Source organism: Nitrosopumilaceae archaeon AB1(1), from assembly GCA_033471095.1.
GTDB lineage: Archaea > Thermoproteota > Nitrososphaeria > Nitrososphaerales > Nitrosopumilaceae > Nitrosoabyssus > Nitrosoabyssus spongiisocia.
In genome coordinates this window covers 1,228,964-1,254,207 of record CP136752.1, presented here as the reverse complement: position 1 = coordinate 1,254,207, position 25,244 = coordinate 1,228,964, and the positions used below count along the sequence as shown (strand labels likewise).

The window sequence follows — 25,244 nt, the reverse complement described above, 5'->3', positions numbered from 1 at the left end:
AATAATGTCCAAAGTAAAAAATCTTAAACTGGCCAGTAAAGGTAAGATATCTCATCAATGGGCCAAAGATCATATGAAAATACTAAACAATACCTTGTCACGTTTAAAACATTCTAAACCACTTGCCGGAGTTACTGTGGGATTTTGTCTACACATTACAAAGGAGACTTCTGTCTTGCTTGTTGGTGCCAAAGAGCTTGGTGCAAATGTAGTGGCGTGTGGTGGAAACCCTCTGACCACTCAAGATGATATTGCAGCATTTCTTGCATCAAAAGGAGTACATGTGTATGCGTGGTCTGATGAGACTGCCAGAGAGTATGATTGGTGTATAGATAAAGTATTGGGACATAATCCGTCCATACTAGTTGACGATGGGGGTGACTTGAATATTAGAGCTCATTTTGGACCAAGATCAAAATCTCTGAAAATACTAGGGGCTACAGAAGAGACGACTGCAGGTGTGAATAGAATACGTGCAGTTCAAAAAAGTGGGAAACTGAAATACCCATTAATTCTAGTGAATAACGCGTATACAAAGTATCTATTTGATAATCGTTATGGTACTGGTCAGAGTACTGTAGATGGATGTCTTCGAGCAATGAATCTCTTGTTTGCATCAAAACGTGTTGTTATTTCAGGATATGGTTGGGTAGGCAAAGGTGTAGCATCTAGATGTGCCGGTATGGGCTCAAAAGTATATGTAACAGAGGTGAACCCACTAGCAGCACTTGAAGCACACATGGACGGTTATGAAGTACTTAAAATGTCCAAAGCTGCAAAAATAGGATATTTCTTTATCACATGTACTGGAATGAAAGATGTAATTCGTAAAGAACATATCAAGACAATGAAAGATGGTGCGATTCTTGCAAATGTTGGACATTTTGATGTAGAAATTGACTCTGAGTTTTTACTGAAAAAATCAAAATCAGTAAAAGAGATTCGTCCCAATCTAGATGAGTGTCTTTTGTCCAATAAAAAGCGCGTATATTTGATTGGTAAGGGTCGTATTGCAAATTTAGTAGCTGCAGAGGGACACCCTCCGGAAGTAATGGCTCAATCTTTCTCAAATCAACTTTTATCAATATTACATATTTTGAAAAATCATGATTCAATGACCAGTGACGTACATGCTGTTCCATCAAACATTGATAACCAGATTGCAAAAGATGCACTTGACGCAATGGATGTAAAAATCGATACGTTAAGTAAAGATCAAATAAAGTATGGTTCTAGCTGGTAACATCTTTGTAATAAATGATAATTTTAAAATAAATCAATTCCATTATTTTTCAACTCACCGAAAGCATTTGTGGTCTCCACTCCGATATCTGAAATAGTACTACTGTTGAATTTCTTTTCTAAAAATTTACCTGCTAGAATTAATGGTGCGCCAACAGCACATGTGGCACCTGTTGGCTCTGGGATGAACAACATGATGAATCCTAATTTTTGTAATTTTTTACCAGGGGCTGACACCTTTTGCAGTGCACCTAGTGCTTGATTGGTGTCTTTATCTACTATTTTTGCCAGATTTGAGCAAACCATTGCACGTCTCTTGACTGACTCGGTATTTCTCTTGATCATGTTTAAATTTCTAGTTATATTGTCCATTGAATAATTTTGTATCATATCAATAATATGTGCAAGCTCAAATTTTTCTACGTTTGAATCAAGAAAAATAACTTGAATATTTGCACAACAATAAAGTATGGATGAATAATATACTGTATATGAAAAAAAACCCACGACTTGAATCTATAAAAGAGGCACATCATACACAACGAAAAGGATTCAGTACTAGAGTGGAAGATTATTTGGAGGTAATCTCAGAACTAGTAGAAATGAAAGGGTATGCTACAACACTAGATATATCTAGATACATGAGTGTCAGACCCCCTAGTGTCACAAATATGTTGAAAAAATTAGATAATTTAGATTATCTTGAATATGAAAAATACCACGGTATACACTTGACAAAAAAAGGCATTCAATTAGCAGAAGCAATAAGACTCAAGCATAGTATATTATTAGAATTCTTTGAGATACTCGGTGTTAATCATAAAACTGCCAATAACAATGCTGAGGGAATAGAGCATCACTTGGACGAACAAACAATACGACGATTACGAAAATTTCTTACATTTTTAAAATCTAAACATGGATTAATACAGGATTTCAAAAATCTCTAATAGATACGCTAATTTCATCTTTTGATACTCTGGATATTTCTTTTCCTGCACGTGAATGACTTGGAATATTCACTACACCATGTCTATCGATTTTAAATTCTTTTATCACATCTCCATTTATTGAGATTTCAGCAAAACTACCCTCAAACTCTAGATCAAAACTTAACATTATGTGACTCTTAGACTCTGTCATATCAAACTGTATGCTGTGACTCCCTTGTTTATTGGAGCGATTCTTTTCCCGTACATTTATGTGCATTCCGAGTTTATCTTGTAATTCATTGATATTTGAGCCTCCTCTGCCTATCAAAGCTGGGATGTATCTTTTCTCTATCATTACATCCACGGCACCAGAGCTAACATTCACTATTGCTTGTGGATCATATCTTTTGAATATCTTGATTAATTGCTCTTCGGCAAGTTTCTCAACACCGCTTTTTTTAACATTTTCCTCAACTGGCATTATTACATTCTCCTCTCCAAATGTGTAAATTTCATACTCTACAGTCTGTGTCTCAAAATCTCGTATTTCAATCACAGGTCTTGCTAAATCTTGCTCCATCATTCCAGACGGTACCTTTACTTTGTGTTCCAACTCATACACCTTGTCTATTTTACCATCTTTGACAAAGATTACGGTGTCAACTACACTTGGAATTATACCCAATTCTATTTTACCAATGAATCTTTGAACTGCATCTACAGGCGAACTTGCATGTATCACACCAATCATCCCAACACCTGAAAGACGAATATCTGTAAATATTGTAAAATCTTCACGTCGTCTTATCTCATCGAATATTGTATAGTCTGGTCTTACAAGTAAAAGAACGTCTGCTGAATTCTCAAAACTACCATCAAGTTTGGTGTATTGTGTTATGCCAAAATTCACCTGTAAATCTCTGGGAGATTCGAATGTCTTGATTATTTTTTTTTGTAAATGATAAAAATTGGCAAGACCCGATGCTAATGTACTCTTTCCAGAACCTGGAGATCCGGATATTAGAATTCCATCTGCACCTTTTTTTAATCTAGCCATCAACTTCTCTGAAATGTCGTAATCTTCAAGAGATAAATTTACTATAGGATGTACTATGGTGATTTCATATTTTTCCGAAAAAGGAGGGTGTGTGATTACAATCCTATAGTGTCCAAGTTGTACTACCTCTGCACCTGGTTTTGATATCTCCATACTTCCACTTTGAGCAGTGAATGATAGAATTTCAGATGCGATTTTTTCAATATACTCTAATGTGATCACATCCTCACCTACTTTTTCCAAAGTAAATTCTCCAGGTTTACCACGTTTGGCCAACGGTTGCATGCCTTCTTTAAGATGAACGCTCATGGTATGTGGATCAAAGAACTTCAAAAATTCTAGTTTATCTTGTCGTAATTCTGAGATATAATGTGTTGTGATTTGTGCACTACATGCAGTATGAATTTGGGGTTCTGCTGTATATAACACTGCATCGTTATCCTTTGCGATATCCGTCAAATTAGAAATGTATGTTTTCTCTGAATCTTTATCCTCTTCACCAATATTTTGTATGCTAATTTGTGTTTTATCGAATAAACTGCCAAGCCTTGTCACCTCTTTAAGACCTACAACCCCATCACTATTCCCTTTAGATTCTAATATGCGTAGTCGTTGTAAAACAAAATTTGGTATAATTATTACACATTGTGTAATATTTTGATTCAATAATGTTTGATGTAAATCTGCCTTTACAAGTACGCTATCATCAATTAGTATCTTTTGTGTCATGATGTATTTTGCCAGAATCTTGCTTATGAATCTAGAGTATGTGAATAATCTTTACATAGACTAGATGACATAAAATAACCATTGGACATTCCTCTAAAAGTAATTCATGACAATGTCAATACCTGTACAAAATGCCCATTATGTGAAACACGCATACATGCAGTACCTGGCAGAGGTAATGTTTATGCTAAAATAATGATAGTCGGGGAAGCCCCTGGGAAGACTGAAGATAAGATTGGAAAACCATTTGTNAGGCAGAGTGGGAAAATTTTAGATGATGTGATAAATAATTCTGGATTAACTGAACTAGTATATATTACAAATATTGTAAAGTGTAGACCCCCAAAAAATAGGGTGCCTCTGGCAGAAGAACAAACTGCATGTAACACACATCTTGACGCAGAGATGAAATTAATCAACCCACAAATTATATGCCTTTTAGGTAATACTGCATATAATTCACTTTTGGGAGGTACAGATATTACAAAAAATAGAGGTAAAGTACAGATATTTAACAATCAAAAATACTTTCCAACATTTCATCCAGCTGCAGTTATTTATAATCAAAAATTACGCCCATTACTTCAAAAAGATTTTGAAACAATTGCAGGTCTTATAGTTTGATTCTAGGACGCAAGTTTTATTCTAGATCTACGCATATTGTTGCAAAAGAATTATTGGGTAAAATTCTAGTTCATAAATGTGGTAAAAAAATTTTATCTGGTAGAATAATAGAGACTGAGGCGTATGGGTATAGGGATGATTCGGCAAGTCATGCCCATAATGGTAAAACAGATAGAAATTATGCCATGTTTGGCACTGTGGGGGTTGCATATGTCTACTTTACCTATGGAATGCATTATTGTGTAAATGCAGTTGCATATGCGAAGAAAAACTCAGCTGGAGCAGTGTTGATTCGCTCCATTTTGCCCATGGATGGTGTCACACAAATGATTAAAAATCGATCTAGGTGTAAAAATATCGCAGATGGACCTGGTAAACTGACACAAGCTATGAGTATCAGTCTGGATCAATATGATCAGGATTTGACAAAATCTGGTGGATTATACGTTCTGAACTCTGATTATTCAAAGAGAATCATTAAAAGACAGAGAATTGGTATACGCAACGCTCAAGACAAGTTGTGGAATTTTACTTTTCATTAGAATCAAGAGATTCGTCTAATGTCCAAGGGGCGATTTTGCCAAGTATTCGAGCCCAATCAAGACGCAGCATTAAATATACAATCAAAAGTAGCGATGCTACAAATATTATAAATCCAACATAAAGTGGTGTTAGATCTGTTAATTCCTGAATGTAAGGCTCTATTAATGATCTTCCAAAATAGTGCGATGATAGCACCAAGATGTAACTTAGCACAACTTTACCAACAAATGTCGCAATAAAAAATTTCCAAGGATTATACTTTGCTAAACCAAGTGGTATGTATATGATATCATCTGGTATTGGAGTTGCAGCAGCTCCGAATGCTGCAGCTGCCCCATATCTTTTTACTAATCTTTGAAATGGAAGCATTCGTTGTTTTGTACTTTCCTTTATTATTCTTCGACCACTATAACTTAACATGAAAATTATCTGTTTTGCCCCAGCTGATGTTATAGCTGATATTAATACAAGTAAGTGTAGATTGAACTGATCTCCTACGGACATAGTAACTAGGAATATGAAAAAGGGTAAAGGAATAAAAGGTACTAGTGAACCGAAAAAACTCACCAATGCCAAAGTAGTATATCCCAACTCTGAGGATATTGGAATTAAATCAATGATGTCCACACATGACTCATAATTTATTATATATTTATTTTATATCCATGAATGCGTTATTTTCGTCTTTTTCATCTGTGACATACATGTGTCTAGACAAGTCATATGGGTTGAATATCATACCTTGTGTAGACTTGAAAATGTGCCAAAAATTGACTCGATCGATTCGGCATTGAATTACACATTCAAGTATATATAGACAGATCTATACATGTATTCACGTAAATGGATATTTGGGATTTGCTATTTTTGTGATGATTAAGTAAATTCATATATTTTATTTTTTTCCATGAATACTATGGGACTAGAAGGCTCTGTTTTGATCTGTGATGAGGTAGCACCGCTATTAAACAAAGTGCTACAAGAGAATGGGCTTGATGTAACATATAGGCCCACAATAACTGCCGAAGAGATCAAAGGTATCATATCTGAATTTAATATTATAATTGTACGTAGTAGAACAACAATAACCGCAGAAATGATTCAAAATGCTACAAAGTGTAAAATCATAGCAAGGGTAGGGGTTGGTCTAGACAATATTGATCTTGATTCTGCAAAAAAGAGCGATATTCGTGTAATTAATGCAGTTGAAGGTGCCACTACTGCTGTTGCAGAGTTGGTATTAGGATTTATGTTTTCACTAGCAAGACAAATTCCAAAAATGGATAGAGGAATACGAAATGATATGTGGCTCAAAAAAGAATCACTAGGTAGTGAACTTAAGGGCAAGTATTTGGGAATAGTTGGAATGGGCAATATAGGAAAACGTCTTGCGCGACTTGCAAAGGGACTGAATATGAATATCATAGGATTCGATGTGCAAGAGATTGATCCTGAATTTATCAAAGAGGTCGGTATGATGAAAGCAGATTTAAACACATTGTTACAGAGCTCAGATTATATCACACTACACGTACCATTGTTAAAATCTACAAAACATTTGATAAATAAGACCAGTATTGATTTGATGAAAAATACTGCGTGTGTGATAAATACATCCCGGGGAGGAGTGGTTGACGAGAACGCCCTATATGATGCAATAAAATCTAAAAATTTAGGTGGGGCAGCTCTGGACGTCTTTGAGACAGAACCGGCTCTAGGCAATAAATTGTCTACACTCGATAATGTAATTCTCACACCACATATGGGAGCTCAGACTAGGGAAGCACAGAGTCTTGCAGCTAATGTCATAGCAGAGAAGATAGTACAGATACTTCGTGGCGTGATTTAGATAGTAAATCTTGACCTAAAAGTGACTCAAGTTTGTCTAGTCTTTTTTTTAGCATAAGAATTCATGTATTTCATATATTGATGTATAAAATATTGAGCACATATGCATTACTTGGCATAGTCTTATTCTCATACGCATATGCTGAAACACTAACGTTGGGTCTAGGGGAATATGATGTAGATATTAATTATTCATCTATTGGAGTTGATATTGATAAATCTACCAGTGATGGAAGTGAGACTATAATTTTAGATGTTAGCGTTTATGGAGATGAGTCTACCATTACAATAGAATTACCACGTAATTTCATAGATGCCAAAAATGGAAATGATGATGTAAATTATTTTATAATATTTGATGGATTTTCGCTGGGAGACTATAGTGAAGAATCTAATGATGAATTTAGAACTTTGACATTTAATGTTCCACGTGGAGTTGATATGATTGAAATTGTTGGAACCACTATCAGTACAAGTGTGAATCAATGTGATGTTGGTATGACACTAGTTGATAATATGTGCCAACTCGATACTGTATGTGAACAGGGAACTGTCTTAGTTGATGGTTTGTGCCAACTCGATACTGTGTGTGAACAGGGAACTGTCTTAGTTGATGGTTTGTGCCAACTCGATACTGTGTGTGGACAGGGAACTGTTTTAGTTGATGGTTTGTGCCAACTCGATACTATGTGTGGACAGGGAACTGTTTTAGTTGATGGTTTGTGCCAACTCGATACTGTGTGTGGACAGGGAACTGTTTTAGTTGATGGTTTGTGTGAGTTGAATGCACGTACATCAAATCAGAAATCCTTAGGATTTGAATTAATTTATGGAACCGTATTTGCGTTTATTGTGGCCTTTGTACTCTTGATAATAATGTGGAGTATAAAACACGCCCATAAAACATCATAAATAATTTTATCATAATATGTGAAATATTTTCTCAGGTAGGGAATATTTTTGGTCAAGTGCCAAATTATATCAATTTTAGATACTGTGATGTACCTACAAAGGTTTAATACCACATATTCATGATTTCTCAATAATTGGTCAAATACAAATCAACTGAACAAGTAATGAAAATTATAAAAATCAAAAATCAAATTCGTAATTTTGGAATTATCGCACATGTGGATCATGGTAAAACCACACTAAGCGATAGTCTCTTGGCGCATTCAGGAGTTATTGCCCCATCGGCTGCAGGAAAGGCTTTGGCACTAGACTCTATGAAAGCAGAACAAGAACGTGGCATCACTATTGTTCAGGCAAATATAACATTACACTATGTCAAAGATGAAACAGAATATGTGATTAACATGATAGATACTCCGGGTCATGTAGATTTTTCAGGTAGAGTTATTCGTAGTCTACGTGCAATAGATGGAACTGTAGTAGTATGTGATGCAGTGGAAGGTATCATGACACAAACTGAAACTGTTACGAGAATGGCACTTGAGGAGAGAGTGAAACCAGTGCTTTTCATCAACAAAATTGATCGTCTTATTAAAGAATTACGTCTTACTCCGGAAAAGATGCAAGAAACTTTGGCAAATGTTGTTGCAAATTTTAATGGATTAATTGATACGTATGGTGAGGAAGGCTACATAGATGAATGGAAAGTAGCAATACAAAATGGTAGTGTAACATTTGGATTTGCCAAAGATAGGTGGGCAATTAATGTAGATATGATGAAAGAGAAGGGAATAACTTTTGCAGATGTTATTAACGCATACAAGGATGAAAAAGTAGACGAGTTGGCAGAAAAGGCACCACTTGCCGAAGCGGTTTTAGGAATGGTTGTAAAACATCATCCTCCTCCACACGTGGCACAGAAATATCGAGTTCCTAAAATCTGGAAAGGAGATTTAGAATCAGATATTGGTAAAGCAATCATGAATTGTGATGATACAGGACCCGCTGTTATGATGATTGTAAATATAGCCATTGATCCTGCTGCAGGACCCGTCGCTATTGGAAGATTATTCTCTGGAACGCTAAAAGATGGTCAGGCAATTAATATTATTGATTCAAAACGTGAGGGGAGGATTCAATCTGTAAACTTTTTCATGGGCAATCAACGTGAACAGGTGGGAGAACTAGGAGCAGGGAATATTCCTGCCCTCTTGGGATTAACTGAAGCACGTGCCGGAAACACATTATCTACAGTAAAGGGGATACAGATGTTTGAGGGCGTAAAATATGTCTCAGAGCCTGTTGTACAAATTGCAATCGAGCCTAAACACCCCAAAAATCTACCACATTTAGTGGAAGTTCTAAAAAAACTTACCATAGAAGATCCTAATCTTGTTGTAAAAATTGATCAAGAGAGTGGAGAGACTATAGTTGCAGGAATGGGGGTATTACATCTAGACATAGCAGTTAACCTGATTAAAGATAACAAGATTGATATCATAACATCTCCACCTTTGATCAATTATAGAGAGACAATAAGAGGATCATGTGAGCCAATAATGTCTAAATCTCCAAACAGGCACAACAAGTTATTCTTCAAGGTAGAACCACTAGAGCCGGAGATTGCAAATATGATTCGTACCGGTGAGATTAGTGACATGAAAGATAAAAAACTCATGGTGCAGGTATTACGTGATAATGGGTGGGATCCTGATATTGCAAAAAAAGTAATGCGTTTTGACTCTAGAGGTAATGTAATAATAAACGCAACCAAAGGCGTACAATTTATTCAAGAATCTACAGATTCAATTTTGTCTGGTTTTGATGATGTGATGAAAGAAGGACCGTTAGTCAAAGAGCAGGTGCGCGATTGTAAATTTTTCTTTACTCACTTTGTACCTCATGAAGATCCTGCTCACAGAGGTTTGTCACAGTTAGGTCCTGCATCTAGACGTGGTTGTATGGGAGCAGTGTTGATGGCCGAGCCCATAATGCTTGAGCCAATATTGGGAATTGAGGTACGTGTCCCACAGGATTTGGTGGGAAATGTGGCACAGGTATTGTCTAGTAAACGTGGCAAGGTATTAGATATGGTACAAAAGGGCGCAGTAAATATTGTCACAGGCGAAGTACCTGCAGCTGAAACATTTACCTTATCTGAGGAGATGAGAGGTCAGACAGCAGGTAAAGCTATGTGGAACACTCATTTTAAAATGTGGTCTGAGGTACCAAAGTCTATTCAAGAACAAGTAATATCAAATCTACGAAAACGTAAAGGATTGGCAACTGACATTCCAAAGGCTTCAGAGTTTATAGACAGAGAATAATCATTCAGTAATATTTGGTAATATTTCTTTAAACGCTGTAAAATCATTAGGTGATGTGATTAATACATCACTAGTTAATTTATGAACCTCTTGCACAAATTCTGGAAATCTGTTTTTGTATATGTCCATGTTTATGTTTAAAAATTCAGCAGCTCTACGATTCTTCTCAGAGGGAAATAGTATGATCGGGGAGGTGTGGAATCCAAGAGGTTTTAAATAATTTACTAGTCTCTTGACATAGTCAAGATTATCAACAAGTTGGGTCATAAATCCAAATGGCTTGGAATCAATTTTTTTCTGAATTTTGGAAAAATCAGGATTTGTATTTACTGTTAAAAATAATTTTGGATGATCATCTATTTGATTTATGTGATGAATGATTTGACTCGGTGTTATTATACTGCCGATATCATTAATCATCTTGTCCCCNCGGATTACAAGAATGCCATCAACTCTATTTTTTATAGACTCTTTTACAAATTTATCTATGCTAAGTTTGGTATAATCTCTGGCACGCAGACTAAGGGTAAATATTAAACGTGAATGTTTTTTTTGCAAGTATGTGACCATAGTCATCGGACTAATCCTTCTAGTTCCCATTACCGAATCTGTAATGTGTATGTGAGGGATATAATCTACAAGAAAATCTATTTTTTTGTTAATATTTTGACATAAAGACTCAATTTGTGTAGAATTATAGGTGTCATTAATTCTAGGAGGATTCAACTCATATCTTATTGTCATAATGCATTATAGAAACATCATGCCTAAATAGTTATTATTATATTCATATCCATGGATATGTCTTACCTCAAGACTAGATTATCTAATGACACGTCTTCTAGTATGGAACATTTTACAAATTATAAACACGCCGCTGTACTTGTCTTGATTTTTGGTACATCTCCGAATGTTTTGATGATAAAGAAATCAAAAAATCTCAATATTCATGCCGGTGAGATTGCATTTCCTGGTGGCAAGTTTAATGCAGATGTGGATTTATTAGATACAGCTCTGCGTGAGACTAGAGAAGAGGTAGGTCTAAACATAACTAGAGAGCAAGTAATAGGTCAATTGGATTCAGTTATTACCCTAAATTCAGGTTATATGATTAAACCATTTATTGCCATATCCTCAAACATACACAATCCTGTAAAGGATTCAGAAGTAGAATCCATCTTTAATATCCCACTAGAGCCACTACTAAATACACTAGAGGAAGATGTAGAAACACAGTCTCATCACTATGATAAATCATTCAAGTTGAAATATCAAAATTTAGTGATTTGGGGGGCAACTGCAAGAATACTATACCAAATTGCTAAACGATTAGATATGATTTAGTCTAATTTATTCATAAAGTTTCTCAAATATATTAAAAATGATTTATTTTAGAACGAATTCATTAATTTACCGATTAACACGAATCGACGAGTCATTAACTTTAAAAGTAGTTATTTTGTAATGCCAATATGCCAGCACATAAAACATCTGCACGAAAGATACGACTTTTGAAGAAGATAAGGCAAACATCACCTGTGCCTACATGGGTAATATTGCGTACTAAACGTCGTGTACGAACCAATCCTAAACGCAGAGCGTGGAGATCAACGGATGTGGAGGTTGGATAAATAATGTCTGAAAATATTGAACGAATTTACACAATTAATCTAGGCAAAGTATTACTGTCACCAAATAACCGTCGAGCTAAAAGAGCAATAAATATGATAAGAGAATTTGCCGTACGTCATATGAAAACAGAACAAATTCGTATAGACCAAGATCTATCTCATAAAATATGGGAAAGAGGAATTCGACATCCACCACGAAAAATTAGAGTAAAGATGAATAAATTAGAAGATGATTATATTCTAATATCACAATATGATGAAAACATAGATGATAGTGTACCTGTAAAACAAGTGTCTAAAGACTCCAAGCCAAAAGACATGCCATCAGTGTCTAGTGTAAAAGATACATCTGTAATCAAAACAGAACCAGATGCAGATTCTACCACATCTAAATCAAATATTGAAACTAAAGACGTTAAAGCGCCAAAATCTAAACAAGAGACAAAAGAAAAACAAGACATGCCATCTGAATCTAAAGAGACATCAAAACCTACAGATAAAACTGAATCCAAACCAAACACAAAAACTGATAATACTAAACAAACACAAAGTACAAAATCCACAGATAAAAAACAAGAATCAACAAAATCAGACTAGTGTATGATGTTTAGGTGTGTATTATTCATTACACCTTTGAGAATATCCATTCAATTCAGCATTTGATGTATATACTATTCAAACATCATGTTATAATTCAAGTAGAATATACTTGAAAATTCAAAAAAATATTTTAAACCTCTTTTATACTAATAAATTTAAAACACAATAGATAATTTTCAAAAGTATTATATCATATATGATAAAATGAACAAGTATATGAAATACAGAACAGATACTGATTCACTAGGCAAGGTAAAAATTCCAAGCGACGCATATTTTGGACCATTCACAGGCAGGGCCATAAAACAATATTTTGTGACAGGTACTAGACCACATTTAGACCTAATTCGGGCATTTGTCATGATAAAACAGTCTGCAGCAAAGGCCAATCTGAAATCAAAAACACTAGACAAGAGGCGCGCCGATGCTATAGTTCTTGCATGTAAAAAAATTCTTGATGGACAATATATAGAACAGTTTGTAGTTGATGCGATAAATTCAGGAGCAGGAACTGCACTAAACATGAATACAAACGAAGTTGTAGCAAATGTCGCTTTGAGAATACTTGGAAAAAAGAAAGGGGATTACAAATACTTGCACCCAAATGATCATGTGAATATGTCGCAGTCTAGTAACGATACGTTTCCAACAGCAATGCACATTTCTACATTATTAGTTTTAAATAAAACCACTAAATCTATAAATCTCTTAATAAATTCACTACTTGGAAAATCTAAAGAATTTTCATCATTTAAAAAAATCGGTCGAACCCATTTGATGGATCCGCTGCCTGTAACACTAGGTAGCGAATTTAGAGCATACGCAACTGCAATTACTAAAGCAAATAATGTATTGGAGCAATCCAAACAACAACTAAACCTAGTTGCACTAGGCGGAACTGCAGTTGGAAATGGGGCAAATACACCCAAAGGATATAGGAAAATAGCAATAACAGAACTTGCCAGAGCATCAAAACTATCATTAAAGCCAGAAAAAGATATGCAGTTTGCATTACAAAGTAGGTTTGCAATATCCAACGCATCATCTGCCTTGAGAAATTTGGCAATTGAATTGTCTAAAATATCAAATGATATTCGTCTTATGGCATCTGGACCAATCGCAGGATTAGCAGAGATTGAAATTCCCACAGTTCATGCAGGCTCTTCTATAATGCCAGGTAAAGTAAATCCATCACTTGCCGAATGTATGAATATGATCTGCTCTAGTGTAATTGGGAATGATGTCATAGTTGCCAATGCCGCTCAAGGAGGACAGTTTGAATTGAATGTGATGTTGCCAGGAATGATACGTGCAATGTTGGACTCGGCAGATATGCTGAGTAACTTTGTTCCAATATTTTCTACAAACCTCATTGATGGTTTGAGTGCAAACAAAAATAAATTGAGAGAAGAAATTGAGAAAAGTCCTGTAATTGTAACACTGCTAGCACCACAAATAGGGTACAACGCAGCATCAGATTTATTCAAATTATCACTGAAAACTGGTAAAACAATACGACAGTTGGTGTTGGAGAAAAAAATAATGAATAAGAAAGACGTGGATAAAATATTCAGATAGATATGGCAAATATTCGGATTGAGGCATATGGGTGTTCGGCAAGTTTTGCAGATTCAGAGATTATATCTGGATTAATTACTAATGGAGGTCATACAATAACACAAAATCCAAAAGACGCAGATTTGAATTTGATAGTTACGTGCTCTGTAAAAGATGCAACTGCAAGTAAAATGATACATCGTATGAAAACACTATCGAGCAGACCACTAGTTGTAGCTGGATGCTTATCGAAGGCAGAGCCGAACACCGTACAAAAGTTGGTTCCAAAAGCAAGCCTTTTGGGCCCAAATTCTTTAGGAAGTACATTAGATGTTGTAAATTCTGCGCTACAAGGTAGGAAAAAAATATCCCTCAATCATGATCATTTCAGTAAGGTCGGTATTCCGAAGATACGTCTGAACCCAATAGTTGGAATAGTGGAAATTGCAAGTGGATGTATGAGTGAATGTACATTTTGTCAAACCAAATTAGCCAAAGAAGAACTGCAAAGTTATCGAATGGGGGATATCGTACGACAAATCAAACAAGATATCACAGATGGATGCAAAGAGATTTGGCTTACATCAACAGATAATGGGTGTTATGGTTTGGATATCAATACCACATTGCCAGAATTAATTCAAAATATTACAGAGATTCCAGGAGATTATAAAATACGTGTTGGCATGATGAATCCTATGTATATGGCAAAGATAAGTGACGAGTTGTTAAAAGCATATGATGACTCACACATATACAAATTCTTACACATACCAGTACAAAGCGGTAGTGATAAAGTATTGCATGGCATGAAAAGAGGTCATACAAGAAACACATTTGAAAATATTGTAAAAAAATTCCGCTCAAAATTTACAGACATGACAATTTCAACAGATATTATAGTTGGTTTTCCAACAGAGGGTAGAGAATATTTACAAGATACCATCACTTTGTTAAAGAATACAAAACCAGAAATAGTAAATCTATCAAAGTTTAGCAATAGACCGGGGACTTTTGCCAATGATTTAACCCAATTGGATTCTCAAGAGATAAAAAGACGCAGTAAACAAATTACAGAAATCATCAACAAGATATCTGAGGATTGTAATCGTAAGTGGTTGAACAGAGTTGAAGATGTACAATTTGTAGAGGAGTCCACAGAGGGGGTTCGTGGAAGGAATTTTGCATACAAGTCAATCTATGTAAAAAAAGGTGCCAAATTGGGAAAACAGCACAGAGTAAAAATTACCAAATGTACCAGACACGCATTATACGGAAATATTGTTTGTTAATAGTTTTAGATCATATCATTATTTTATTCAACACTACATCATTATACATAAAAAATACACTATTACACATTGAGTGGCATAGATTCTACCATAATTGTGGGTATAGGCAACGTAGGTTGTAAATTAGCACTAGTTGCAAATGACACACTGGATGCAGATTGTCTTCTGTTAAGTGATACTGTTACAAATATTCATCCTGACCACTCTAGTATAATTATTCCAATCGACACGTCAAGCAAAACTGTCTTGGCAAAAAGAGGTAATTGTATGAGGCCAGATATAATAGAATCTATCCAGAATCAACTATCACATTATTCTCGAATCATATTGATTGGAAATTTGGCCAGCACATTCGGAGCTGCATCTACCCCAACAGTATCATGGATAGCAAATAAACTAGGAAAATCACTAATAACATTCGGAATCATGCCATTTAAATTTGAAAATACCAAGATTTTTGATGCAGGTGTTGCGTTTAAACGAATACGACAAGATTCCACATGTACCGTTCTACTAGATAATAACTCAATTAAAACTTGTAACCCTCTATTAGACATACCACAATGTTACAAATTAGGTAATGATATAATTCTACATGTAATAAAATCTCTACAAAATATTGATACAGGCATAGCTGTAAAAGAAGAACAATTTACAGAAGACGTTCTTCAAAAATCTTTAGATGAATTGTACGGGTCTGAAAAAAATAATAAACCTCCAATTTTGCACCTTTATGACACACCCAAAGCTCCACGCTGCATATACGAGTCGGTAAATTACATTACAAGTATGGCAAATCAAAGTAATTTAGAGACTCATAATACTACAGAAATTGAACAGTACGGTACTGTAATGTTAACTCAAATAAATGAAAACAAGTCATTTCAAGAATATGACCCTCTAGGAATGATACCCATGGATAAAACATTAGATTGGGACGAACCAGACTACACCTTGTCCGAAAAATTAGATCTTTCTGTAAGAACAATTATATAGATAATTTCTCAAAAACTGATAATGATAAAACGATACAGTATAATTTTTTCAGCTATTGCAGTAACAATAATTGGTGCAACTCTGCTAGGTGGAACATTCACACAGGCACAAATGTTTGGTCAGTCTTTCACTATAGACACAACAGCTATAGGTTCGGCCGTACATGAGATGAACGGATTAAGACTGGTATTACCAGAAGCATTTGGCGCAACAGATTGTGCAGATATTGAGGATGGACGTAATGTTGTAGAATTTAATCTAGTCGGTACAAGTGTAGAACTACCAATAATGGGTGGTGGCACATATAACGCCATGACATTTAATGGTCAAGTTCCAGGTCCAACTCTACGTGTTACACAAGGTGATGTTATAATGATGACTTTGACAGTACCATCTGGCGAACCTACTCCACACGGAAATGATATGCACACGTCTCAAATGTCTGCTAGTAACTTCGGTTCAGTCTCACCAGGAGAATCCAGAACTTACTGTTACATCGCAGAGGTTTCAGGGGCATTCAAATATCACTGTTCAGGTGTTGATGTAGCAGCAATGGATCAACATGTCTTATCTGGCATGTATGGTGTTGTCATTGTAGACCCATTGAACGGTTACAAAAAACTAGCAGTTGCTAAAACCGCAATTAGTGATGGAGAAGTTATAATTAAACGTACTATATACACTCCAGATGCACTTGAATTTGTACTCCAATATAATCAACTATACATAACTGAAGACGGATACTATGACATGGCATCTATGATGAAACATCAACAAACACAAACTGTTGTTAATGGTATGGCACTAGGCTATGTACCAAATGAAGGACACAATGAATTAATCAAAGGTGATCCAAATGACAACATCTTTGTTTTGCAACCATGGAACTCTGCAGACTTGGCACAGTATCAATCACAATTACTATTTGTTGAAACTGGCCAACACGTAAGATTCTTCATAGAGAACCAAGGTAATGAGCCAGTATTTTGGCACGTTGTAGGTGAAATCATCGATAGAGTTGTACAAGGCAATCGAGTTCAAGCACAAGGCACTGAAACATGGCTACTAGGAGGATCACAAAACATGATCGCCGACATAGTATTTGATGAACCAGGTGTTTATGCAGCTGTCAATCACGATTATGCCGCAATCTTTTCAGGAGCTGCAACAATTATTGTTGCCGGTGATCCATTTGGATTAAATGAGCAACTAGGAACCAACGCTGCATCTTATGCAGAGTTGTTGGGTAATCCTAGTGATTCTATCCCCCCAATGGGCAAAAACAGTATAGAGCATCCAATGCAAAATTTGCATGGTCTATACACTGATGANGAGAGTGCAGAAATTCAGTCAGAACTAGGTATTTAGAATTTTTAAATTTATTTTTTTATTTTAATAAATCCCCATATTCATAAATAATATTTTTACCATTCAGAGATATTATTCATCTTCAATGTATCGGCAACTACATCAAATCCCATTATTTGCAATGTGTTTTTTGCAGTAGTAGAGTTACGCTCAAGTATATTCTCTGCAAGAATTAATCTATCTTTTTGTGATAAATTTTGTCCAATATTATATTTCCCAGTAATTATATCAGGAATAATCTTTATCACTGCTACAGCATCAACTACTTTATCATCACTATTCACCAAATCATACCTGCCTTCTGGTTGATATTTTGCCATCAATCCGTTTAACGCAACTGTCTTTTCTTTCATATCCGCTACCAATTCTCCATTACCTTTAATCACCACACTAATGTATAGAGTATCAGCAAGAGACGCGTCGTGTGGATTTTTAAAGTATGATGGAAGAAACTCTAATTCTCTATCTACCTCAAAACCCACCTTTGAGCATTGTAATATGTTCTCTAATTTCTCACCTCTATGATATGAATGCATATAGATACAATCATGCAGATAAACAAAATTCATAGGTATTATCTGTGGATATCCTTTATCATCAATACTTGCAATTCTACCGACGTGTTCCTCATTTAGAAACTCTCTAATTTTATCCATAGATTTAATTTTTAATTTTCCAACATGTTGCATAAATTATCATTATAAATACACATTAAAAAATATTCTACTTTAGGGTTCTATTGCAAATTCGGGTGTTATTAATGGTTCTAATAATTTAATACTAAAAACATCATTACCGATCTAAATATATGAATTATTTAAAAATAATCGTGTCCGATGATTCTAAAATCCATATTTCTCATAAAAATATATGGAATAGTGTTAGATATAGTGCAAAATATGCAAAATCTTTAATGAATCATAGTGACATACTATGTGATAAATTTGAATATCAGTCAGCAATTTCATTAACATGTTTATCCCATGAATAATCATCTAATGTGCACATTATGTAATTTCCATTTTGAGAAAAAAGATATTACAAAAGATTACTGGATGAAACATTTTCTTAATCATCACAAGAAAGCAGGATACTTTACCAATCTATTATTATAAAATAGTAAACTTTATCTCGTGATAAATATGAGCAGGCAACTGAGGGATTGAAAGATACTGATATAACCTACAATGAACAGGTGTCATCACAGTATGAGGATATATTCAAGCAATTAAATGTCTATACTGACAATTTTAACAAATTGAAATTATTATGTTTTTATCCTAATTGGGATAAGACCAATGAGCGATGAATTAATTTTAGGACATATCTGATAAAGTGCACCTTGCTGATCTTATTATAAATCACAGTACAATGTTTCATTATTTGAGTATGTTTAATGTTGAATGACTCGTTAGATTAGATCCAACGTTAGAATCAAATGGAAAATTATGTGGCAAACATGACAAAATCCATATGAATGCTGATAAATGTAGTGAATGCAATATTGAGCAATTAGAGTCTGACTCTATTAACAAGGATATGAAGAAATGTCATAATGCAATGAAAGGTTTAATTGAAAATTTTGCCCCAAAAATTAGATAGTATCATAATCATGCAAACTTGCACTCTGTATCAAAGTATTCCACTTGTTACGACCCTTGACAGTTATCTTTGCTCTCTTAGATGGTCTCTTATTGTCAATACCACTATACTTTTTGGCACAATTGTAATACACTGTCACACCATTAATAATCAGACTATCTTCTCTTCAATCCTCTAAACACTTTCCTACAATCACGAATCTCACCATTTAGACGTTCCATCATATTGTTATTCATCTCACCTTTCAAGTGTATATTTTTATCATATTGTGTTTCTCTGCCAAATACTCTTCTTGACGATTTACCCTATGATGGTAATCCATCTGTGATAAAATGCTTGGGTGTTTTATTCCCAGTAGTCAATTTAGTCAGTTTCAACAAATAATCTGCATTGTGCTGAAATTTAGTATCGGCCATGTCTTTAACTAAACCAAAACGAGTGTCATTATTCATAGGTGCAAATAGATATTTTGGTTTACCTGACATCTTTATTCATACTTTATCAGCACGAATCCAATTGCCAACACGTGGTATGATTTCATCTAGGTATCTAGTTAACATTACAGGGTATTTGGCAATCCAGCGATTCATAGTAGAACGATTCACATCAGTATCAAACTCATAATGTGTTGAAATATCTCCAACTGACATACCTGAATAATACATTTGTAATGCACCTGTAATTATTTTTGAATCAGATTGTTTACCCTCAAATTCAAAATTTGATGTAAAGCGTTTATTATAATCTAAACATTTGAATCGTTGTATTTTTCCTTGTTTGCTGTTCCTCATACCATCCTTTTTGATATTACCTGAATTACAGTATTTACACAGATTCAGTCTAGTCTATTCCATTATTCTAAAATTATTATTCGTATATCCTCTATTTGTAATCACTATACATTTGACTAATTGTATATGCTTGCAATCTGCTCTTCGAATTGTGTGATTTTTACACACACATACACAAGTCCTTTACCTGTATAAGATTCAAAAACTTGCAAATGGTTAATCACAGTAGCACTTACAATATCAGTATGATTAATTATTACACATCTTCCATCATTATTCATATTTGAAATATATCCTCCCTGGAATAATTTAATATTTACACTTTCGATTATTTGCATAATGCTTAGGTGAATTACTAGATATAATCAAAAACGCTTTCATCATAAATCAAAACAGACTTTGAGGGTAAATCGAATGGAACATAATGGAATAGAGAGGAGATGGAATTGGTCCACTTACATATGAAAATTACAGTGAAACTAGATCTAATACAAAAAGTAAACAGGAAAATGATGATTCATGAATTCTATTCTTTGATGTATAGGGCTGTGAATTCTAACTTGGAGGCAGTATTGAAATTCAGATACAAAGGAGTAGTAGTGTATGCAGAACGACTATTTTTTTCTACAAAAAAGGGTGTGATATATTCAAGAGATTATTTTTCAACTACTACAAACAATTTAATATATATTCGAATAATTTCATCAAGGAAAATAATGTCGCCTCTTTTGTGTATGGTGGTACAAAAATCATAGGTGATAATTTCAAGAATGGTTATACCGCTTTGGTTAGAATTAGATATCCTGAATCGACAGTGTATAGTTTTTTAATTAAAATTCTGAATGAGAATAATTTTGGATGTTTACCTAGTCAGAGTATATAATGTCAAATGGAGGCTGAATTTCCTACTAAAGCCAAAGTAGAAAAAATTTTAAAAAACTGATAAATAGTCTATATGTGGATGATTCTAAACAAGGAGAAATAAAACGAATACGTAAATCTGAGAAAATAGAAAAGATGCGTAAACGAGATGAACTGCGTAAACCAGCACTTGGTAAAAGTGCAGTTAATTTTTAGAAATTATAAATTTTTTATTAAAGTTCAAAAAAGAAGTTATGTGTATAACACCCAAAGCTGCAACAGAACCCATCAAACAAACAATTATAAATCATTTTATTATTTTTGATAAATATTGCATAATGTCTATCATTCATATGTGATGACTCTCTCTTTAACTGCTATTATCGTTCTCTCTGCCACTTTGCTCTTTCCACTAGATTCTGCTTTTGGACAATATGCACCTATAAATGCATCTACTAATACTGATGGTGATACGATAACTATATCTGTGCCGATTCGTTCCAATATCACATACACGGATTTAGCTACTCGGACTAATTTAAATTCATCTTTTGTGTTTAATCCTGCCAACTATAACATAACTGATTTTTATAATGTTGACGCTAATACTATCGCCATAGTTGTATCTCCGCCCATAACTCCTACTACTAGTCTTAGTCTATCTTATACATCTATTCAGACTCTGATAAGAATTGATGGTCACCCTTCTGGTTCCATTAATATTTCTAGTGTAACAAATAATGTCAGCTCTGAATCCTCCTAGTAGAGTGTATACTGATACAACTGGTAGCAATATTATTGTTGTATTTTCTAAAAATATTACAGTAGGTAGTACTACATTCCTTAGCGACTTTGCTATAATTAATTCATCCACTTCTGTGAATAGTATAACTAGTAATAATGCAACTTCTATAATTCTTTCACTAAACTCTACCCTATCTTTTGACGACTCTCCACTTTTATCATACAACGATACAGGCACAAATATCACTGATAGTGTAGATCCTACTTTATCACTTGCAAACTTTACAAATCAACCAATCACTAATAATGTTCCATCATATCCAATCTTTGTTAACGCCTATACAAACCAGCGAGGTGACAGCATAATTGTCAACTTTGATAGAGAAATCACTCTTACCAATACCACTTCTCCAACTGACTTTGCAGTAAATATTTTAGGTATTGCCACAACTAGTATTACTAGACATAATGACACTGCAATCAATCTAACACTAGACTCTAACATTCTACCTGCATTACCATTAACACTATCATATAATCAAACAACTAGTAATATTACAAACGTGAATGATTTATCACTTGCAAACTTTACAAATCAACCAATCACTAATAATGTTCAATTTTTTGATTTACCTTCCTTGTGGGATACTAGACAGAAAATTACTATTAACAGTAACCAAATAACTACAACTCTTCAAAACTTTACCCTTCTAGTAAGTATCTCTGATTCTGCTTTGAACAATTCAGTCTGTTCTGCCTAACGGAGATGATATTATTTTCACTAGCAGTGATGGATTTACTATATTACAGCATGAAATTGAGTCATTTACTAATAATGCTACTACCGGTACTCTAGTAGCTTGGGTTCGTCTACCTACTTTGAGCAATACCAGTGATACCATACTCTACATGTATTATAATGTCTCATTAGCGGCAACTATTATACATGATAATGTTTGGGATTCAGACTATGAAATAATTTATCACATGGATTAATCCACTTTTACTGCAAACTCTACCCTAGACTCATCAGGGAATGATTGTCATGCAACACCACTATCTACAGGCTCTACTCCCTTTGAATCTAATGATTTAGTATCTGCACAAATTGGTAATGGACTAAACTTTGATGGAGTAGACAACAACAACGGAGATTATCTTGATCTTCCAGACTTGGAAGGTAGTCTATTCCACAATACAGACTTTACCATCTCGGCATGGGCAAATATTGATGCCATTAAAAGTCAGGCTAGAATCGTTGATTTTGGCAATGGTGAGAGACAAGACAATATTCTATTTGCTTACTATGAACTTATCCATGGTTTAAGATATAATATGCTACAGGGTGCCTACTCTCTGGGTATCGCAGTTAGAGGCGTTTTGCAGACAGGTCAATGGGCACACTTTACAGTTGTACATGAATCATCAGGTACAGCAACTATCTACAAAAATGGCGCCTCAATTACTAGTGATACCGTACATACATCTCTTGATGTGAATAGAGCATCAAACTATATCGGAAGATCCAATTGGGGAACTGATTCCTACTTTGATGGCAAATTCGATGAATTCCGACTATCATCTACTGCTCGCTCTGCAGACTGGATTGCAACAGAGTATGCAAATCAAAACTCTCCTTCTACTTTCTTTACTATATCTGCACCTGAAGATAGAAGTGTAGCGATAACTTTTGCTATTACCAACACACAAGGTGATAACATTATAATTACTTTTAGTGAAAACATTATCTATTCGGTTATTCCTACTACTGACTTTACTCTTACTGGTACATCTGCTACAATAGATAGTATAACATCAAACTCCTCTTCAATTACTCTGAATTTAAGAGGAAATCTCTTGGCAAATGAAATCATCACTATCTCATATACTAAAACTAGTGGTGGAATAAACTCTACTCAAAATACAGACATAACACTAGAAAACTTTGTGAATCAACCAATCACTAATAATGTTCTACCACCTCCAATTTTTGTTAGTGCTTATACAAACCAGCAAGGTGACAATATTACTGTCAACTTTGATAAAGTAGTCACTCTTACCAATACCGCTTCTCCAACTGACTTTGCAGTAAATATTTTAGGTATTGCTACAACTAGTATAACTAGACATAATGACACTGCCATCAATCTAACACTAGACTCTAACATTCCACCTGTATTACCATTAACAGTATCATATAATCAAACAACTAGTAGTATTACAAACGTAAATAATTTATCACTTGCAAACTTTACAAATCAACCAATCACTAATAATGTTCTACCACCTCCAATCTTTGTTAACGCTTACACAAACCAGCGAGGTGACAACATAACTGTCAACTTTGATAAAGTAGTCACTCTTACCAATACCACTTCTCTAACTGACTTTGCAGTAAATATTTCAGGTATTGCTACAACTAGTATAACTAGACATAATGACACTGCCATCAATCTAACACTAGACTCTAACATTCCACCTGTATTACCATTAACAGTATCATATAATCAAACAACTAGTAGTATTACAAACGTAAATAATTTATCACTTGCAAACTTTACAAATCAACCAATCACTAATAATGTTCTACCACCCCCAATCTTTGTTAACGCTTACACAAACCAGCGAGGTGACAACATAACTGTCAACTTTGATAAAGTAGTCACTCTTACCAATACCACTTCTCCAACTGACTTTGCAGTAAGTATTTCAGGTATTGCTACAACTAGTATAACTAGACATAATGACACTGCCATCAATCTAACACTAGACTCTAACATTCCACCTGTATTACCATTAACAGTATCATATAATCAAACAACTAGTAGTATTACAAACGTAAATAATTTATCACTTGCAAACTTTACAAATCAACCAATCACTAATAATGTTCTACCACCTCCAATCTTTGTTAACGCTTACACAAACCAGCGAGGTGACAACATAACTGTCAACTTTGATAAAGTAGTCACTCTTACCAATACCACTTCTCCAACTGACTTTGCAGTAAGTATTTCAGGTATTGCTACAACTAGTATAACTAGACATAATGACACTGCCATCAATCTAACACTAGACTCTAACATTCCACCTGTATTGCCATTAACAGTATCATATAATCAAACAACTAGTAATATTACAAACGTGAATGATTTATCACTTGCAAACTTTACAAATCAACCAATCACTAATAATGTTCAATTTTTTGATTTACCTTCCTTGTGGGATACTAGACAGAAAATTACTATTAACAGTAACCAAATAACTACAACTCTTCAAAACTTTACCCTTCTAGTAAGTATCTCTGATTCTGCTTTGAACAATTCAGCTGTTCTGCCTAACGGAGCCGATATTATTTTCACTAGCAGTGATGGATTTACTATATTACAGCATGAAATTGAGTCATTTACTAATAATGCTACTACCGGTACTCTAGTAGCTTGGGTTCGTCTACCTACTTTGAGCAATACCAGTGATACCATACTCTACATGTATTATAATGTCTCATTAGCGGCAACTATTATACATGATAATGTTTGGGATTCAGACTATGAAATAATTTATCACATGGATTAATCCACTTTTACT

The 25,244-nt window shown here is 34.5% G+C and carries 27 protein-coding genes; 20 read left to right on the top strand and 7 right to left on the bottom strand.

Translation table 11 applies throughout. The annotated features are described in order from the left end of the window. The first annotated feature begins 4 nt into the window (after nt 1-4). Nucleotides 5-1,243: an adenosylhomocysteinase gene (locus R1F52_07185; GenBank protein WOV92876.1), complete on the top strand. Its 1,239-nt coding sequence runs from the start codon at nt 5-7 to the stop codon at nt 1,241-1,243. A 23-nt stretch (nt 1,244-1,266) separates the two neighbouring features. Here the strand turns inward: R1F52_07185 and R1F52_07180 are convergent, their stop codons facing one another. Beyond that, a complete protein-coding gene (locus R1F52_07180; protein ID WOV92875.1) occupies nt 1,267-1,749 on the bottom strand; it encodes a hypothetical protein in 483 nt (160 codons plus the stop codon). Between R1F52_07180 and R1F52_07175 the strand changes: the two genes are divergently transcribed. Then, complete coding sequence (locus tag R1F52_07175; protein WOV93889.1) at nt 1,728-2,192, top strand: iron dependent repressor, metal binding and dimerization domain protein; 465 nt, start codon at nt 1,728-1,730, stop codon at nt 2,190-2,192. The genes R1F52_07180 and R1F52_07175 overlap by 22 nt on opposite strands. On the opposite strand, the gene R1F52_07170 is transcribed toward R1F52_07175, so the two are convergent. After that, nucleotides 2,179-3,960 carry an ATPase, T2SS/T4P/T4SS family gene (locus tag R1F52_07170; GenBank protein ID WOV92874.1) on the bottom strand — a complete coding sequence of 594 codons (1,782 nt, stop codon included), beginning with the start codon at nt 3,958-3,960 and terminating at the stop codon, nt 2,179-2,181. The genes R1F52_07175 and R1F52_07170 overlap by 14 nt on opposite strands. Nucleotides 3,961-4,041: 81 nt before the next feature. Between R1F52_07170 and R1F52_07165 the strand changes: the two genes are divergently transcribed. Then, complete coding sequence (locus R1F52_07165; protein WOV92873.1) at nt 4,042-4,584, top strand: uracil-DNA glycosylase; 543 nt, start codon at nt 4,042-4,044, stop codon at nt 4,582-4,584. Further along, nucleotides 4,581-5,126, top strand: coding sequence for a DNA-3-methyladenine glycosylase (locus R1F52_07160; GenBank protein ID WOV92872.1), 546 nt, complete (start codon nt 4,581-4,583; stop codon nt 5,124-5,126). The genes R1F52_07165 and R1F52_07160 overlap by 4 nt, the downstream gene beginning before the upstream one ends. Here R1F52_07160 and R1F52_07155 read toward each other — a convergent pair. After that, the gene (locus R1F52_07155) at nt 5,113-5,754 is read right to left on the bottom strand and encodes a VTT domain-containing protein (GenBank protein WOV92871.1); all 642 of its coding nucleotides are present in this window, start codon (nt 5,752-5,754) and stop codon (nt 5,113-5,115) included. The two genes, R1F52_07160 and R1F52_07155, sit on opposite strands and share 14 nt — an antisense overlap. Nucleotides 5,755-6,034: 280 nt before the next feature. On the opposite strand from R1F52_07155, the gene R1F52_07150 reads away from it, so the two are divergent. From R1F52_07150 to R1F52_07105, 10 genes are all read left to right on the top strand, one after another. Beyond that, complete coding sequence (locus tag R1F52_07150) at nt 6,035-6,976, top strand: D-2-hydroxyacid dehydrogenase (protein WOV92870.1); 942 nt, start codon at nt 6,035-6,037, stop codon at nt 6,974-6,976. A gap of 92 nt (nt 6,977-7,068) precedes the next feature. Further along, on the top strand, nt 7,069-7,887 hold the full coding sequence (locus tag R1F52_07145; protein WOV92869.1) for a hypothetical protein: 819 nt from the start codon (nt 7,069-7,071) through the stop codon (nt 7,885-7,887). Between the two features lie 134 nt (nt 7,888-8,021). Further along, nucleotides 8,022-10,214 (top strand): elongation factor EF-2, encoded by a 2,193-nt coding sequence (locus R1F52_07140; GenBank protein ID WOV92868.1) that lies wholly within the window; start codon nt 8,022-8,024, stop codon nt 10,212-10,214. A 795-nt stretch (nt 10,215-11,009) separates the two neighbouring features. Then, a complete protein-coding gene (locus tag R1F52_07135; GenBank protein ID WOV92867.1) occupies nt 11,010-11,558 on the top strand; it encodes a CoA pyrophosphatase in 549 nt (182 codons plus the stop codon). Between the two features lie 128 nt (nt 11,559-11,686). Beyond that, nucleotides 11,687-11,845 carry a 50S ribosomal protein L39e gene (locus tag R1F52_07130; protein ID WOV92866.1) on the top strand — a complete coding sequence of 53 codons (159 nt, stop codon included), beginning with the start codon at nt 11,687-11,689 and terminating at the stop codon, nt 11,843-11,845. 3 nt (nt 11,846-11,848) lie between these two features. Continuing rightward, nucleotides 11,849-12,442 carry a 50S ribosomal protein L31e gene (locus R1F52_07125; protein ID WOV92865.1) on the top strand — a complete coding sequence of 198 codons (594 nt, stop codon included), beginning with the start codon at nt 11,849-11,851 and terminating at the stop codon, nt 12,440-12,442. Between the two features lie 219 nt (nt 12,443-12,661). Beyond that, complete coding sequence (locus tag R1F52_07120) at nt 12,662-14,023, top strand: aspartate ammonia-lyase (protein WOV92864.1); 1,362 nt, start codon at nt 12,662-12,664, stop codon at nt 14,021-14,023. 2 nt (nt 14,024-14,025) lie between these two features. Next, on the top strand, nt 14,026-15,294 hold the full coding sequence (locus R1F52_07115; GenBank protein WOV92863.1) for a tRNA (N(6)-L-threonylcarbamoyladenosine(37)-C(2))-methylthiotransferase: 1,269 nt from the start codon (nt 14,026-14,028) through the stop codon (nt 15,292-15,294). A gap of 69 nt (nt 15,295-15,363) precedes the next feature. Then, nucleotides 15,364-16,290 carry a hypothetical protein gene (locus R1F52_07110; protein ID WOV92862.1) on the top strand — a complete coding sequence of 309 codons (927 nt, stop codon included), beginning with the start codon at nt 15,364-15,366 and terminating at the stop codon, nt 16,288-16,290. A 21-nt stretch (nt 16,291-16,311) separates the two neighbouring features. Continuing rightward, nucleotides 16,312-17,658: a multicopper oxidase domain-containing protein gene (locus R1F52_07105; protein ID WOV92861.1), complete on the top strand. Its 1,347-nt coding sequence runs from the start codon at nt 16,312-16,314 to the stop codon at nt 17,656-17,658. 56 nt (nt 17,659-17,714) lie between these two features. Here R1F52_07105 and R1F52_07100 read toward each other — a convergent pair whose 3' ends face one another. Then, on the bottom strand, nt 17,715-18,347 hold the full coding sequence (locus R1F52_07100) for a pyridoxamine 5'-phosphate oxidase family protein (protein WOV92860.1): 633 nt from the start codon (nt 18,345-18,347) through the stop codon (nt 17,715-17,717). Nucleotides 18,348-19,131: 784 nt separating this feature from the next. Here R1F52_07100 and R1F52_07095 point away from each other — a divergent pair. After that, nucleotides 19,132-19,260 carry a hypothetical protein gene (locus R1F52_07095; protein ID WOV92859.1) on the top strand — a complete coding sequence of 43 codons (129 nt, stop codon included), beginning with the start codon at nt 19,132-19,134 and terminating at the stop codon, nt 19,258-19,260. 305 nt (nt 19,261-19,565) lie between these two features. Here the strand turns inward: R1F52_07095 and R1F52_07090 are convergent, their stop codons facing one another. The 3 genes from R1F52_07090 to R1F52_07080 form a co-directional block, all read right to left on the bottom strand. Continuing rightward, nucleotides 19,566-19,745: a hypothetical protein gene (locus tag R1F52_07090; protein ID WOV92858.1), complete on the bottom strand. Its 180-nt coding sequence runs from the start codon at nt 19,743-19,745 to the stop codon at nt 19,566-19,568. Between the two features lie 6 nt (nt 19,746-19,751). Continuing rightward, nucleotides 19,752-20,051 carry a hypothetical protein gene (locus R1F52_07085; protein WOV92857.1) on the bottom strand — a complete coding sequence of 100 codons (300 nt, stop codon included), beginning with the start codon at nt 20,049-20,051 and terminating at the stop codon, nt 19,752-19,754. 116 nt (nt 20,052-20,167) lie between these two features. Continuing rightward, on the bottom strand, nt 20,168-20,389 hold the full coding sequence (locus R1F52_07080; protein ID WOV92856.1) for a hypothetical protein: 222 nt from the start codon (nt 20,387-20,389) through the stop codon (nt 20,168-20,170). A gap of 123 nt (nt 20,390-20,512) precedes the next feature. Between R1F52_07080 and R1F52_07075 the strand changes: the two genes are divergently transcribed. The 5 genes from R1F52_07075 to R1F52_07055 all read left to right on the top strand — a co-directional run bounded on the left by R1F52_07075 (nt 20,513) and on the right by R1F52_07055 (nt 25,232). Beyond that, nucleotides 20,513-20,806: a hypothetical protein gene (locus tag R1F52_07075; protein WOV92855.1), complete on the top strand. Its 294-nt coding sequence runs from the start codon at nt 20,513-20,515 to the stop codon at nt 20,804-20,806. A 437-nt stretch (nt 20,807-21,243) separates the two neighbouring features. Beyond that, on the top strand, nt 21,244-21,675 hold the full coding sequence (locus tag R1F52_07070) for a hypothetical protein (GenBank protein WOV92854.1): 432 nt from the start codon (nt 21,244-21,246) through the stop codon (nt 21,673-21,675). After that, complete coding sequence (locus tag R1F52_07065) at nt 21,653-22,417, top strand: hypothetical protein (protein ID WOV92853.1); 765 nt, start codon at nt 21,653-21,655, stop codon at nt 22,415-22,417. Before R1F52_07070 ends, R1F52_07065 begins: the two co-directional genes overlap by 23 nt. Then, nucleotides 22,398-22,652 carry a DUF2341 domain-containing protein gene (locus tag R1F52_07060; GenBank protein ID WOV93888.1) on the top strand — a complete coding sequence of 85 codons (255 nt, stop codon included), beginning with the start codon at nt 22,398-22,400 and terminating at the stop codon, nt 22,650-22,652. The genes R1F52_07065 and R1F52_07060 overlap by 20 nt, the downstream gene beginning before the upstream one ends. A 111-nt stretch (nt 22,653-22,763) precedes the next feature. Beyond that, nucleotides 22,764-25,232: a DUF2341 domain-containing protein gene (locus tag R1F52_07055; GenBank protein ID WOV93887.1), complete on the top strand. Its 2,469-nt coding sequence runs from the start codon at nt 22,764-22,766 to the stop codon at nt 25,230-25,232. Nucleotides 25,233-25,244 lie beyond the last annotated feature (12 nt).

What these genes read in the sequence shown, in the direction of transcription:
- R1F52_07185 (WOV92876.1), top strand. Translation starts at nt 5, where the DNA reads ATGTCCAAAGTAAAAAATCTTAAACTGGCCAGTAAAGGTAAGATATCT.
- R1F52_07170 (WOV92874.1), bottom strand. Translation starts at nt 3,960, where the DNA reads ATGACACAAAAGATACTAATTGATGATAGCGTACTTGTAAAGGCAGAT.
- R1F52_07150 (WOV92870.1), top strand. Translation starts at nt 6,035, where the DNA reads ATGAATACTATGGGACTAGAAGGCTCTGTTTTGATCTGTGATGAGGTA.
- R1F52_07135 (WOV92867.1), top strand. Translation starts at nt 11,010, where the DNA reads ATGGATATGTCTTACCTCAAGACTAGATTATCTAATGACACGTCTTCT.
- R1F52_07130 (WOV92866.1), top strand. Translation starts at nt 11,687, where the DNA reads ATGCCAGCACATAAAACATCTGCACGAAAGATACGACTTTTGAAGAAG.
- R1F52_07125 (WOV92865.1), top strand. Translation starts at nt 11,849, where the DNA reads ATGTCTGAAAATATTGAACGAATTTACACAATTAATCTAGGCAAAGTA.
- R1F52_07120 (WOV92864.1), top strand. Translation starts at nt 12,662, where the DNA reads ATGAAATACAGAACAGATACTGATTCACTAGGCAAGGTAAAAATTCCA.
- R1F52_07115 (WOV92863.1), top strand. Translation starts at nt 14,026, where the DNA reads ATGGCAAATATTCGGATTGAGGCATATGGGTGTTCGGCAAGTTTTGCA.
- R1F52_07100 (WOV92860.1), bottom strand. Translation starts at nt 18,347, where the DNA reads ATGCAACATGTTGGAAAATTAAAAATTAAATCTATGGATAAAATTAGA.
- R1F52_07095 (WOV92859.1), top strand. Translation starts at nt 19,132, where the DNA reads ATGAATGCTGATAAATGTAGTGAATGCAATATTGAGCAATTAGAGTCT.
- R1F52_07090 (WOV92858.1), bottom strand. Translation starts at nt 19,745, where the DNA reads ATGTCAGGTAAACCAAAATATCTATTTGCACCTATGAATAATGACACT.
- R1F52_07085 (WOV92857.1), bottom strand. Translation starts at nt 20,051, where the DNA reads ATGAGGAACAGCAAACAAGGAAAAATACAACGATTCAAATGTTTAGAT.
- R1F52_07080 (WOV92856.1), bottom strand. Translation starts at nt 20,389, where the DNA reads ATGCAAATAATCGAAAGTGTAAATATTAAATTATTCCAGGGAGGATAT.
- R1F52_07075 (WOV92855.1), top strand. Translation starts at nt 20,513, where the DNA reads ATGAAAATTACAGTGAAACTAGATCTAATACAAAAAGTAAACAGGAAA.
- R1F52_07065 (WOV92853.1), top strand. Translation starts at nt 21,653, where the DNA reads ATGTCAGCTCTGAATCCTCCTAGTAGAGTGTATACTGATACAACTGGT.